Here is a 14761-nt window from a genome sequence, read left to right on the forward strand (position 1 = left end):
CATGAACGATAAAGCAAACGAAAAACAAATCAATATTGAGTTGGATGAAGAAACTGCAGAAGGAACCTATTCCAATCTTGCAATCATCAATCACTCAGCGACTGAGTTTGTAGTAGATTTTGTAAATATTATGCCAGGAAGACCAAAGGCAAAAGTAAAATCTAGAATTGTATTGACACCACAACATGCAAAACGATTAATGAAAGCATTAGGTGAAAATATACAACGTTTTGAAAAAGCTCATGGACAAATCAAAGAATTTGAACAAGCTCCAATTCCGATGAATTTCGGACCAACTGGAAAAGCTTAAAAGCAAAAACCTCAATTTTCGAATTGAGGTTTTTTTATTTATTCCAGTATATTTAAAATCTATAGATAGTATTATTAAAATAATATTTAATTATAGCTTCACTAAAGTTTGAATCCATAGTTTCTGTTTAATGAATAAAAAAAAGACATTAATATAATTTGACGTCTTTTCTATATACATTCGTTAAAAGTCTTTTAAATGATTATTTTAATCTTTTACGTATTAGAATTCACTCGTAAAGTGGAATTTAATTTTAGGATATTTTTGCTGAGTCATCTGCAGTGAAAAAGAAGAATCTGCCAAGAAAACAAGTTTATTCTCCTTGTCACGTGCTAAAAATTTCTGTTTTACACGTTTAAAATCTAAAAACTCAGGATCTTTTTCATCATCAATCTCTACCCAGCAAGCTTTGTGAACATTCAAATTTTCATACGAACATTTCGCTCCATATTCATGCTCCAATCTATATTGAATAACTTCATATTGCAGCGCTCCAACAGTTCCAATAACTTTTCTGCCGTTTAAATCTAAGGTAAATAATTGCGCAACTCCTTCATCCATCAACTGATTAATTCCTTTGTATAACTGCTTGGATTTCATTGGGTCAGCATTGTTGATGTATCTAAAATGCTCAGGTGAAAAGCTCGGTACACCTTTATAATTCAGTTTTTCTCCAGCAGTTAAAGTGTCTCCAATTTTGAAATTTCCTGTATCGTGCAATCCCACAATATCGCCAGGGAAAGATTCATCAACAATTTGCTTTTTCTCAGCAAAAAAAGCATTTGGACTTGAAAATTTTAGTTTTTTATCTAATCGTACATGTAAATAAGGTGTATTTCTTTTAAAAACTCCCGAAACAATTTTTATAAATGCAAGTCTATCTCTGTGTTTAGGATCCATATTAGCGTGAATCTTAAATACAAAACCTGAAAACTTATTCTCATCTGGCTCTACCAAACGGATATCAGACATTTTTGGGAGTGGACTTGGAGCAATATCTACAAAGCAATCTAGTAATTCTCGCACTCCAAAATTGTTCAAGGCAGAACCAAAAAAAACAGGTTGTAGCTCACTATTTAAATACGCTTCTCTATCAAAATCAGGGTACACTTCATACACCAATTCAAGCTCATCTCGGAGTGTTTCTGCGGCACTTTCGCCAATATAATTTTCTAATTCTGGATTGTTAACATCTTCAAATTGAATAGCTTCTGAGATGGTTTGCTTGTTTTCTCCTGAAAATAAATTGATATTCTTTTCCCAGATATTGTAAATTCCTTTAAAGTCATATCCCATTCCAATAGGAAAACTCAAAGGCGTAACACGCAAACCGAGTTTTTGCTCTACTTCATCAAGCAAATCAAAAGCATCTTTTCCTTCTCTATCCAACTTATTAATAAAAACAATAATTGGAATCTTGCGCATACGACAAACTTCTACCAATTTTTCTGTTTGTTCCTCTACACCTTTTGCAACATCAATAACAACAATTACACTGTCTACAGCACTTAAGGTACGGAAAGTATCTTCAGCAAAATCCTTGTGTCCAGGAGTATCTAGAATATTTATTTTCTTATTTTTATATATAAAAGCTAATACGGAAGTTGCCACAGAAATTCCTCTTTGGCGTTCAATTTCCATGAAGTCACTCGTAGCGCCTTTTTTGATTTTATTATTCTTTACGGCTCCAGCTTCTTGAATCGCCCCACCAAAGAGAAGTAACTTTTCAGTTAACGTAGTTTTTCCAGCATCTGGATGTGAAATAATACCAAAAGTTCTTCGCTTATTTATTTCTTGTTGTATGCTCATTTGAAGTGTTTAAAATAGGGTTCAAAAATATCATTTTTAAATCAAAAAAGTCCAAAAAATAACTGCATCTTTTGTAATCTTAATAGCTTTTTCTTACTAAAAATGAAGTGTTTGTGTTAAAAAAAATGCGTAAAACGATTGAACGAAAAAACCTTACATTTTAACGAAAATACAAATCCTTTAATACGTACTGCCACGTAAAAGTTATGTCAGTCAATATATTTGTTAAAATATGTTAAGGGAATTTTAAGCGGAATTCCTTTAGCTGCCTTAAACGTACTCGAATGAATAACATTACTATTAATGTGCTGTTGGGATTGCCAGTCTCAACTAGCACTTCTAACATATTATGTATTCCTAAAAAACTTTTCTTCATTTTTGTTTTGTGGTTTTGTATGCTGCAAACACAAGCTTCAAATGCACAAGAAATAACAGTTTTTGATGTACAAAACCTTAAAATAAATAAGGTGATTTTTGATGGAGTTATATTTTTTAAAAAGATAGTTTCTCATTTTACAAAAAACTTAGACAATTCTAAAAGACAATTCACGTCAACTAATACCAAAAAAACAACTTTCTATTACATCAGTAGTGGAAGGCTAACCTTTGATGTTAATATGGTTCCTAAACCTTATATAAATACTTCGATTTCATTAGTTCATAATGATAATGGGTTAGAAAACATAATAAATAAAACTAGAAAACAACCAAAATTTGATAAAACACAAGGTTAATCTTGTTGAGTATAAATACGGTACTAAAAGAAGAGGCAGCAAACTATAGTCCTTTTCTATTAGTTAGCTCAAAGATTAAGCTTGCATATCTACAAAATAAAGTTTCATGATTATGAAAAATATTACTTCTAAAGTATTGATGTTAATATTACCTGCTTTACTAGCAGTATTTAGTGTGAATGCTCAAATTTCAGGAACCACTAGAAATTATGAGGAGCGTTTTGCACAAAATATACGTGGTAATTTTACAATGATAGGTAATACTAATGTAGACTGTGCTTCAGGATGTCCTGGAACTCCAGTTACAAACAATGGTTTGCAAATGGGGTATTATGATGCAGATAGTGATGCTACCACTGTGAATTCTAGTAGGTCTAACCTATCTATCCCAGCAGGAGCTACTGTAGAATTTGCTGGATTGTATTGGGGAGGAGTCAATAGTTCTACATTTGCAGGTGCCACTGCTGCTCCAGCAGGTCTTAGCATGGATGAAGTAAAATTTAGAACGCCTAGTAGTGGTACATATAATACAGTAAACGCTATAGTACGAAACTTAGAAAGTACGCAATTCGCAGGGTGGAATACATTCATGGCTTTCGCAGATGTAACATCTTTGGTGCAAGCGGCAGGCTCTGGAGATTATTATGTGGCAGATATAGCTTTAATAACTGGGAATGCATTTACAGGGCCTCACGGAGGTTGGACTTTAGTGGTAGTGTATAGCTCAGATACTGAAATTGCTAGAAGAGTTAATGTATGGGATGGGTTTCGATTTTTTGGTTTTGGAGCAAATGATGTATTTACAGTTACAGGGTTAGATACGCCTGCTTCGGGAAGTTTTCAAACGCATGTAGGATATTTTGCTATGGATGGAGAACAAGACCAAACAGGAGATTTTGTTGATGTTAATGGAACTGCTCTGTCTAATGCGCTAAATCCATCAGATAATACATTGAATGGTTCTATTTCTGATTTTGGGGTAAGTATGTCAAATAGAGATCCAAACTTCAGTTATAGTTGGGCGCTAGATATTGATGTTTTTGATGCATCAGGAAGTGTTCCTAACGGGGCAACAACTGCAAATGTTAATCTAGGAAGTGCTAATGAAGGTATTTGGGGAGGAGTTTTTGTAATCTCAAATGAAATTTCTCAACCAATTGTGACGAAGACAATAGCACCAGAAGTAATTGGTGTAGGAGGAACTTCTACAGTAGAAATTTCTGTATTTAATCCTTCCGTTGGAGTTGCCTTAACGAATAATTCAATTGCAGATCAACTGCCTGCAGGGATGGTAGTGGCAAGCACGCCAAATGCTTCATCTTCATGTGGAGCAACTATTAATGCTGTTGCAGGAGCATCGTCGGTTTCAATGAGTGGATTTGATTTGGCTCCAGGTGCTTCGTGTACACTCTCGTTTGATGTTACATCAACAACCCTAGGGACCTATGTAAATGTCATACCTTCTGCGGTTGCAGATTTTTCAAATACTCAGGCTGTAGGCTTAGGTAATACAGATAGTGATAATTTGATAGTGATACTAGATAGTGATGGTGATGGAATAGATGACCTTACGGATCAAGATGACGATAATGATGGAATTTTAGATACACAAGAATTATGTGGTACAGATCCTATTGCGGTAAATCTAGATTCTGTGATACGAGTAGAAATAGACTTGGATCAGTTTTCCACAGAAGTAGGTTGGTCGTTATCGCTAAGAGGAACTACTATTGCTAGTCAACCTGCAGGTACGTATACTGCGGGTAATATAACTGTTTCTCAAGATGTAACAGTCACAGAAAATGGAAATTATTTCTTTTCAATAACAGATACGTTCGGAGATGGGATTCAAGGGAATTCATATCGTATTTTCATTGACGGTGTTTTAACAATAAATAGAACTTTTGGTTCGCCTACAGATACAACGACATTTTCACAATCGGATAATGTACTAGTAAATACAATAGTAACAAATCCATTTAGTTGTTTAACAGATGATCCTAGCGGAGACGCAGATAGCGATGGTATACTCAATCACCAAGATGCAGATTTTTGTACTTTAAACTTTATGGGCGTATGTGCAAGCTTAGATACAGATAGTGATGGAATAATAGATTCACTAGATCCAGATAGTGATGGTGATGGTTGTGCAGATGCATTAGAAGCAGGGCATACTGATGGTGATAATGACGGAGTTTTAGGAAACTCACCTGTAACCGTAGATCCAGCTAATGGTAGAGTAACTGGACAAGGCGGTTACACAGGTACAAATACAGCTGTAACAAATGCAGGTAATTCAGCGGCTTGTAACTTCTGTGTATTAGATTCAGCTTCAGTGACATCAGTTTTTTGTAATGATAACGGAACTCCGTTTGATAATTCAGATGATACTTTCACATTTTACATTAGCCCTACAGGAAACTTCCTAGGAACAACTTATAGTGTTTCAGGAGATATCACTAGGTCAGGTATTTCATATGATATCCCAGAACAATTTGGACCATTCCCGATTTCTGGAGGTGATATTGCATTTACTGTTACAGACAGCGCAGATGGGACATGTCAATTACTAGGTGTTACAGTTACACCACCAGCAGTTTGCTCAAGCACGACTTCTGTTGATACAGATGGTGATGGTGCTACAGATAATATTGATATAGATAATGATAATGACGGAATTATAGATGATAAAGAAAATGTATGTACGACTCGTGATATAACTTCAGGAACTTGGTCAGGAACTAATCCTTACACAAACACAGCAGGGACTAACGGAATTTCTTTTGGAAGTACAATTCCTTCTGGTGGAGTAATTACGTATGCTCCAAACGGGACTATGACTACAGATTCTTTTTTCTCCGATGCTATTGTAGAGGGATCCAATTCTTTAGAGTTTTCAGTTACTTGGGATGATTCATCCGAACCAGGAGAAGCAGCCGCAAATGATAGAGTTGCTGGGACAGTAACAATAACATATACGAATCCGGTATACAATCCTATAATTCATATAGATAGATTAGGAGGAAATACACAAGTAACTCCAGGGAATTATGTGTCAAATACTTCATTGTGGACACTTCAAAATGCGAATCTTACGATGGCGAAAATTTCTGGAAACACACAATTAATAGTAAATTCAAAACAATTCTATCGAGATCCTAGTAGAAGTTTAGGACCAGGATCACCTATTGTGCTTTCAGGAAATGCAGACCTTGCAGGCGGACTTGGTACAGCTGCAGGTAGTATCCAAATATACGGAGCAGTAACAACGTTAATATTCCAAGTAACAGGAGAAGGTTTAGATGGAAATGGAACAGATGTATTAGAAATGTCCTTTGATTCTTGTCCTGTTGTTGATACGGATGGTGATACAATACCTGATTATTTAGATACAGATAGTGATAATGATGGATGTCCAGATGCACTTGAAGGAGGAGATAATATTTTAGCTTCTGCTGTAGATGTAAATGATATGCTTGATGGTACAGTTGATCCAGCAACTGGAGTGCCTAATAATGTAAACACAACAACAGGTCAAACTGCAGGGAACTCACAAGATGCTTCTATGACAGATGGGCAATGTGATGATGATGGAGATCGAGTTTTAAATGTAAATGATATATGTAATGGTTTTGATGATGCAGTGGATAGCGATGGAGATTTAGTGCCGGATGGTTGTGATTTAGATGATGACAATGATGGTATATTAAATACTAATGAATTTTCTTCTTGCACTGTGTTTACTTATACTGGTTCAGACCAAGTCGTTACTATACCAGCAAATGCTATTGGGATGCAAGTAAAGGTATGGGGAGCTGGAGGAGGACATGAAATTGTCGGAACTGGTGGATATGCTGGTGTCGGAGGATATACCTATGCAAGGTTTGATAGTTCAGTAGTTATACCTGGAAATCAAATCTCAGTAGTTGTGGGAGCAGGAGGTAATTTCAATGGGAGACCAGACGAGTTTTCCCCCGCTGCAGTTTATGGCTTTGGTTCAATTTCAGGACATGATCAAGGAGGAGGTTTGTCAGGGGTCTTTATTGGAAATACAACCGTACTTGAAACTGATAATTCAAGAGCATTAATTATTGCAGGAGGAGGAGCTGGCTATGAAAATAGTGGAGGATTACCTGATGAAGGGGCACAAGGTAATAACGGAAATAGTCTTTCTTCTGGAGGCGAAGCTACAATGAGAGGTGCAAGTGATGACTTTCCAAGTTCTTCGTGTACACCGTTACCAACTACTGCTCATTTCTCAGGAGGAGGAGGAGGCTATGAAGGAGGAAATAGAACCCAAACTTTGGTAGCTAACTATTCAAGTGTTTATGGTACTTGTGATAATAATCGAGCCGCAGCCAATGGAGGAAGCGGATTTGTAAATCCTTCAGCAATAGTCTCTAGTATCCAATTTACAGCAGATGGTACAATAAATTTGCCTCCTAATGTTTCAGACCCAGATTACATAAGCGGTGTGGGAGTGGCAGGAACAAATTCTTCCAATGCTGGAGGAAATGGTTTGGTTATTATATGTTGGATAATAGATACAGATGGAGATACGATTCCAGATTATCTAGATGTTGATAGTGATAATGATGGATGTTATGATGCAATTGAAGGAGCTGGTAACTTTACTACTTCAGATTTAACATCAAGCAATAACTTAGCTGATAATGATGAAGGTACAGTAAATGCAACAACTGGAGTTCCGACTAATACGGGAAGTCCACAAGCAACAAATGAAAATGTAACAACTGCTACACAAGCAGCAATTACAACAGATCCTCTAACAACTCAAACAATATTTGAAGGAGAGAATGTTATATTCACAGCAGCAGCAAGTTCGCAATCAACAACTACATTTGCTTCTGGAACACCAAATTACACAGTTCTACCAGCCACAGATTCTTCAGTCAACATTATATACCAATGGCAAGAAAGTACGGACAATGGAGCAACTTGGTCAGATATTACAGTTGCAGGAACAAATCCAACTTATTCAGGATTTAATTCAAATACATTAACCTTAACAAATGTACCAAGTTCTTACAATGGATATGATTATCAATTAATCATTACACATAGCGAAAACTCATGTATACTTTTAGATTCACAAGATGCAAATCTAGTTGTGAATCCGTTAGTAGCAATGAGCGTAGGAGATGTAACGGTAGCAGAAGATGCAGGCAGCGCAAGTGTAGCGGTAAATATTGACAATCCATCTAGTGTAGATACAGTAGTGAGTATCACTACGGTAGATAACAGTGCAACCAATCCAGATGATTATACCACGACAACAGTCACAGCGACGATCCCAGCAGGTCAGACTACGGTAGATGTATCAATTCCAATTACTGATGACGTTTTAGATGAAGCAGACGAAAGTTTTACAGTAAACGGAACCGTAACAAGTGGGAACACAAGTAACACTGACCCAAGTGGAATAGTAACAATAACAGATAATGATATTTGTACTTCTGATCCAATGGCCGACTGTGATGGAGACGGAGTAACCAACGGAGACGTATTGAATCCACCAAACGGCGGAACACCAACAGATCCGAACGATCCATGTGATACTAATGTAGATGATATTTCTGTAACTCAATCAGGAGACTGGTTAGCAGCAGACTGTGATGGAGACGGAGTAACCAACGGAGACGAATTGAATCCACCAAACGGCGGAACACCAACAGATCCGAACGATCCATGTGATACTAATGTAGATGATATTTCTGTAACTCAATCAGGAGACTGGTTAGCAGCAGACTGTGATGGAGACGGAGTAACCAACGGAGACGAATTGAATCCACCAAACGGCGGAACACCAACAGATCCGAACGATCCATGTGATACTAATGTAGATGATATTTCAGTAACTCAATCAGGAGACTGGTTAGCAGCAGACTGTGATGGAGACGGAGTAACAAATGGAGATGAGTTAAATCCACCAAACGGCGGAACGCCAACCGATCCAAACGATTCATGTGATTCTAATGTAGACGATATCTCAGTAACACCTTCTGGCGATTACTTAGCAGCAGATTGTGATGGAGATGGAGTAACAAACGCAGACGAATTGAATCCACCAAACGGAGGAACACCAACAGATCCAAATGATCCATGTGACTTAAATGGAGATGATATCTCTGTAGCGCAAAGTACAGAATGGTTAGAAGGTGACTGTGATGGAGACGGAATACCAAATGAAGTAGAGGGAACTCAAGATACTGATGCAGATGGAATTGCTGATTTCTTAGATATCGATAGTGATGATGATGGAATTATTGATACAGTAGAAGCAGGAAACGATCCAACAATGCCAGTTGATACAGATGGAGATATGATTCCTGATTACTTAGATCAAGATAGTGATGACGATGGTATCTTAGATAACGTTGAAGGTCAAACTACAGATGGATATATTCCACCAAGTGGAAACGATGCAGATGGTAACGGACTAGATGATGCTTATGAAGATTCACCAGGATCAGGAGAAGGAATTGATCCAGTAAATACAGATGGAACTGATAATCCAGATTACACTGATACAGATAGTGATAACGACGGAGCACTAGACAGTGTAGAAGGTCATGATTATGATGGAGATGGAGTGCCAGATGTAGTACCATCAGGAGAAGATGTTGATAATGATGGTGTAGATGATGCTTATGACGGTGACTTAGGTGGATATGGAGATCCAAATGGAGCTTCAGTAGATGATCCAACAGATGATTTACCTGATACAGACGGAACAGAAGATCAAGATTATAGAGATACTGATGACGATGGTGACGGACTTCCAACATCTGATGAAAACCCTGATCCAAATGGAGATGGAGATAGCAGTGATGCTACAGATGCAAATGATAATGGTACGCCAGATTACCTTGAGCCAAACAATTCATCAACGTCAGAAGATGACTTGGAAATCTTCAATGCGGTGACGCCAAACGGAGATGGAGATAACGATGTGTTCACAATAAGAAACATTGAATTATTTCCAGACAACCAAGTACGTATCTATAACAGATGGGGAGTTCTAGTGTACGAGACAAAAGGATATGGTCAAAATGGAAACTATTTTACAGGTATATCAAACGGTCGAGTAACAATTCAGAAAAACAAACTATTACCAGTAGGAACATATTATTACGTTGTTGATTATGTAGCCAACGGTGTTAATAAGAGTAGAGCCGGTTATTTATACATACAACGATAAACAATACAAGCGTACATACTATTTCGGTAGTATGTACGCTATAACTAATAAACAAAAACATACCATACTATAATGAGAAATAAAATCATCATCATCATAGTCTTATTGAGCACTGTATTTTCAATAGAAAGTTACGGACAGCAGGACGCTCAGTATACGCAGTACATGTACAATACCATTAGTGTCAATCCAGCGTATGCCGGATCTAGAGGTGTCTTAAGTATTGCGGGATTACATCGTTCACAATGGGTAGGTTTAGAAGGTGCGCCACGAACGCAAACCTTAAACTTACATACGCCAATAGGAAGAAAAGGAAAAGTAGGACTCGGAGTCTCTATTGTAAATGATCAAATAGGACCAACTGATGAAACCTATTTTGACATCGATTTCTCATATACAATCAACACATCAGAAAACGGAAAACTTTCTTTCGGTGTAAAAGCAGGAGGACATTTATTAGATGTATGTTTTGATTGTTTAAATCAGTACAACCCGAATGATTTATTACTACAGAGTAATATTGATAATAAATTCTCTCCAAATGTCGGAGCTGGAATTTACTACAGAAACTCTGAAAAATGGTATGTTGGGCTATCAGCACCAAACTTATTAGAAACAAAACACTTTGACGAATCGTCATTATCAACCGCTAAAGAACGTATCAACTTTTACTTAATTGGTGGATATGTATTTGATATGAGTGATAGTGTAAAATTCAAGCCAGCAGTACTATTCAAAGCAGTATCTGGTGCGCCTTTACAGGCAGATTTGTCAGCGAACTTTCTAATCAATGAAAAAGTAACACTAGGAGCTGCTTACAGATGGAGTGCCGCTTTTAGTGGATTGGTTGGATTACAACTATCAGATAGTTTTATGGTCGGTTTTGCCTATGATCGTGAAACTACTGAATTAGGAAATACACAATTTAATGATGGTTCGTACGAAGTCTTCTTACGCTTTGAACTGTTTAATAACCGTGATAAAATTATCTCACCAAGATTCTTCTAAAACTAACTATGATGACACGAACAAAATATCTCATATATACTGTAATATCTTTATTCGTACTTGTTGGTTATGCACAAGAACGAAAACTAAACAAAGCAGACAAAAATTATGACAGCTACGCTTTCATCAATGCAATAGAAATCTATGAAGAAGTTGCAGAAGAGGGTCACAAATCAAAAGAACTTTTTGAAAAACTCGGGAATGCATATTATTTCAATGCCGATTTAGCAAATGCAGCAAAATGGTATGGCGAATTATTTAATCTTGGAGAAGAAGTAGCACCAGAATACTATTTCCGCTATGCGCAAGCCTTAAAAGCTGAAAAGCGCTATGCAGAATCGGATAAAAAAATGCAAGAATTTAATAAGCTTACAGGAAGCGATATTCGTGGAACAAAGTTTATGAATACACGTAACTATTTAGATCAGATAGCAGAACAATCAGGACGTTTTCGTATTACAAACTTAGGAGTAAACTCTCCATATTCTGACTTTGCACCATCGTTCTATTTAGAAAATAACTTAGTATTCTCTTCAGCAAGAGATACAGGTGTTGCAAAACGTTACAAACACAAATGGAATGCACGTCCATTCTTAGATTTATATGGTGCAGAAGTTGCTGATAATGGAAGTTTGTCAAACGTTGACAAATTCTCAAGTAAACTCAATACAAAATATCACGAGTCTACTACAGTATTTACCAAAGACGGAAACACCATGTATTTTACACGTAACAACTATTACAAAGGAAAATACAAAAAGGACAGAAAAGGAATTAACAAACTAAAAATATTCAGAGCAACGCGTGAAGGTGATCGTTGGACAAACATTGAAGAATTACCATTCAACAGTGATTTATTCTCAGTAGCACATCCCGCACTAAGCGTAGACGAGAAAAAACTCTACTTTGCTTCAGACATGCCAGGTTCGGTAGGACAATCAGATTTATATGTGGTAGACATTAATGACGATGGTACATTTGGAGAGCCAAAAAACTTAGGAAAAGGCATCAACACTGAAGCTCGTGAAAACTTCCCGTTTGTAAGTCAAGACAATGAATTATACTTTTCATCAGACGGTCATGTAGGACTTGGTGGATTGGATATTTTTGTAATGCGTTTGGATGATGAAGATCAAGTAATATACAATGTAGGAGAACCTGTAAACAGCCCAGTTGACGATTTCTCTTTCATCATTAACACAAAAACTAAAAAAGGATACTTTGCCTCTAATCGTGATGGAGGACAAGGTGATGATGATATCTATTCATTCCTTGAAATAAAACCAATTCAATGGACCTGTGAGCAAGAAATTGCAGGAGTTGTGAAAGATAGTAAAACAAACGAAATTCTAGCAGGTTCACAAGTAATACTATTTGATAAAAACAATAAAGAATTAGAAAATACCTATAGTAATGAAGAAGGGAAGTTCCGATTCAAACAATTGCTAGAATGTGACGAAGTATACTTTGTAAGAGCTTCTAAGAAAGATTACACTTCTGGGGAAGTATTATTACCAAAACAAGAAGAAGCTAGCTTACGATCAACAGTAGTATTATTAGAAAAAGAAGAAATTCCGTTTGAAGTTGGAGACGATTTAGCAAAAATCCTAAACATTCCAATTATCTATTTTGATTTTGATAAATCGAATATTCGTCCTGATGCTGCTGCAGAATTAGAAAAAGTAGTAGTTGTAATGAAAAAATATCCAACACTTAAAATAGATGTGCGCTCGCATACCGATAGTCGTGGTACGGATTCGTACAACATGGCATTATCGCAACGAAGAAATAAATCAACGCGTGCGTACATAGCTTCTAGAGGAATTGACGAAAGTCGCCTTACAGGACAAGGATATGGAGAAACACGTCATGTAAACAAATGTAGTAATGGTGTAAAATGTAGCGAAGAGGAACACCAACTCAACAGACGAAGTGAATTTATAGTTGTGGAAAGATAAACTAACATACACAGTCATTCTTTAAAAGCATTCTAGCATAACGTTAGAGTGCTTTTTTTATGAATTCTGATTTTAATGGAGAAAGAAGTAGTTTCGATTGATACAAAATTAAAAAGCAGTTAAAATGATACATCCGTTGCGACAACATATTGAAGAAATCATCCCACTTACGGATGAAGAATTTGATCGTATATTGAGTCATTTTGAAACCGTAAAAAAACGCAAACACCAATATATTGTCCAAGAAGGAGAATATGTAAACAAAGAATACTGGATCATTAAAGGTTGCTTAAAAAGTTATTTTACAGCAGACAATGGAAAAGAACATATTCTTCAATTCGGAATGGAAAATTGTTAGATTACAGATTATGAAGCCTTTGTCAAACAAACCAAATCTAAAACCTCAATTGATTGCATAGAAGATAGCGAACTTTTATATATCACTCATGAAAACAGAGAAAAGCTAACTGCAGAAATGCACAAAATGGAACGTTTTTGGGCCAAAAAAAAGCAAGATTATTCGCATTGCACTTCAAAGCAGAGTCTTATCACTCCTTAAAAATTCTACCAAAGAACAATGTGGACTATTGCTAGAACAATATCCAAAACTCTTTCAACGAGTTCCTAAAAAAATGATTGCAGCGTATTTAGGTGTTTCCAGAGAAACTTTAAGTAGGTTAGATTTAATCATTCAAAACTTTGTTTCATATCAAAAAGCATCACATAAAAGTGATCTACATCACTTCAAAATAGTGATATAGCTCCTGAGAAACCAAATACTGGTAACTAAACTTTGTAGCATACTAATTTTAAAACAATGAAATATGAATGCACAAAAAAAAGAACAGTATCACAACATAGGATTGTTACTACTACGAATTACTATTGGAACACTCATTATATTCCACGGAATCGCAAACATGAGTTCCGATTATGCCTTTATCAAACAAGTATTGCAAGGATATCACATTCCAAGCTTTGTAGCCTATGGTGTTTTTTGTTGGGGAAATTATTGCTCCTATTTTGATCATCATAGGAGAAAAAGTCAGAGGCAATGATTTGATTATAGCTTTTAACTTTCTCGTAGCAATATTACTCGCGCACAGTTCAGGCATTTTTGCGCTCAATCAATATAGTGGCTGGGCAATAGAACTTCAGTTATTATACCTTTTTGGAGCAACAACACTGTTTTTTACAGGACCAGGAAACTATGCGCTGTCAACAGACTCAAAGTGGGATTAAACACATAACAATAAAAAAAACAAAATCATGCCATACGTAAATATCAAAATCACAGACGAACAAGTTACAAAACAGGAAAATTTCAGTTAACACAAGGAGTTACAAAATTGTTAGTAGATGTATTGACCAAAGATCCAAAAACTACACATATAACCATCGATGAAGTTTCACTTGAAAATTGGGGATATAATGGTGAACAAACATCTATAAATGAAAAATAGCAATGGTGTAAAATGTATAGAAGAAGAAAATCAATTCAAAAAATGAAGTGAGTTTATAATCACAGAAAATTGCAAAAGAGCGTATTTGTAAAGTTAAAAATATAAATACGCTCTTTTTTTTAATTTAATTTCCTGTATCACAAAGATCACTGTAGCAAATGCCTAAGCACGATTTAGCGATAGTTAAAGGTATCTTTTAACCGCCTGTTAGTTCATGAGACTTAAAATTTGAAACAGCTCATTTGTTTATTCGTGAT

At 36.1% G+C, this 14761-nt stretch carries 10 protein-coding genes; 9 read left to right on the forward strand and 1 reads right to left on the reverse strand.

What is annotated here, in order from left to right; genetic code table 11:
* Position 1: 1 nt before the first annotated feature.
* Complete coding sequence (locus MK119_RS15070; RefSeq protein ID WP_290680270.1) at positions 2 to 310, forward strand: DUF3467 domain-containing protein; 309 nt, start codon at positions 2 to 4, stop codon at positions 308 to 310.
* Positions 311 to 532: 222 nt separating this feature from the next.
* Here the strand turns inward: MK119_RS15070 and MK119_RS15075 are convergent, their stop codons facing one another.
* Positions 533 to 2119 carry a peptide chain release factor 3 gene (locus MK119_RS15075; protein WP_290680272.1) on the reverse strand — a complete coding sequence of 529 codons (1587 nt, stop codon included), beginning with the start codon at positions 2117 to 2119 and terminating at the stop codon, positions 533 to 535.
* A 284-nt stretch (positions 2120 to 2403) separates the two neighbouring features.
* On the opposite strand from MK119_RS15075, the gene MK119_RS15080 reads away from it, so the two are divergent.
* The 8 genes from MK119_RS15080 to MK119_RS15115 all read left to right on the forward strand — a co-directional run bounded on the left by MK119_RS15080 (position 2404) and on the right by MK119_RS15115 (position 14504).
* Positions 2404 to 2853: a hypothetical protein gene (locus MK119_RS15080; protein ID WP_290680274.1), complete on the forward strand. Its 450-nt coding sequence runs from the start codon at positions 2404 to 2406 to the stop codon at positions 2851 to 2853.
* 112 nt (positions 2854 to 2965) lie between these two features.
* Complete coding sequence (locus MK119_RS15085) at positions 2966 to 10075, forward strand: gliding motility-associated C-terminal domain-containing protein (protein WP_290680277.1); 7110 nt, start codon at positions 2966 to 2968, stop codon at positions 10073 to 10075.
* Between the two features lie 72 nt (positions 10076 to 10147).
* The gene (locus MK119_RS15090; RefSeq protein ID WP_290680279.1) at positions 10148 to 11083 is read left to right on the forward strand and encodes a type IX secretion system membrane protein PorP/SprF; all 936 of its coding nucleotides are present in this window, start codon (positions 10148 to 10150) and stop codon (positions 11081 to 11083) included.
* Between the two features lie 8 nt (positions 11084 to 11091).
* Positions 11092 to 13041 carry an OmpA family protein gene (locus tag MK119_RS15095; protein WP_366512823.1) on the forward strand — a complete coding sequence of 650 codons (1950 nt, stop codon included), beginning with the start codon at positions 11092 to 11094 and terminating at the stop codon, positions 13039 to 13041.
* A gap of 124 nt (positions 13042 to 13165) precedes the next feature.
* Positions 13166 to 13399, forward strand: a complete 234-nt coding sequence (locus MK119_RS15100; RefSeq protein WP_290680281.1) for a hypothetical protein — start codon at positions 13166 to 13168, stop codon at positions 13397 to 13399.
* A 466-nt stretch (positions 13400 to 13865) separates the two neighbouring features.
* Positions 13866 to 14099, forward strand: coding sequence for a DoxX family protein (locus MK119_RS15105; RefSeq protein WP_290680283.1), 234 nt, complete (start codon positions 13866 to 13868; stop codon positions 14097 to 14099).
* A 1-nt stretch (position 14100) separates the two neighbouring features.
* A complete protein-coding gene (locus MK119_RS15110; RefSeq protein WP_290680285.1) occupies positions 14101 to 14283 on the forward strand; it encodes a hypothetical protein in 183 nt (60 codons plus the stop codon).
* A gap of 107 nt (positions 14284 to 14390) precedes the next feature.
* Entirely contained in the window at positions 14391 to 14504 is a 114-nt protein-coding gene (locus tag MK119_RS15115; RefSeq protein ID WP_290680287.1) for a tautomerase family protein, read from the forward strand.
* Positions 14505 to 14761 lie beyond the last annotated feature (257 nt).

It is taken from the genome of Kordia sp. (assembly GCF_022447245.1).
Taxonomy (GTDB): domain Bacteria; phylum Bacteroidota; class Bacteroidia; order Flavobacteriales; family Flavobacteriaceae; genus Kordia.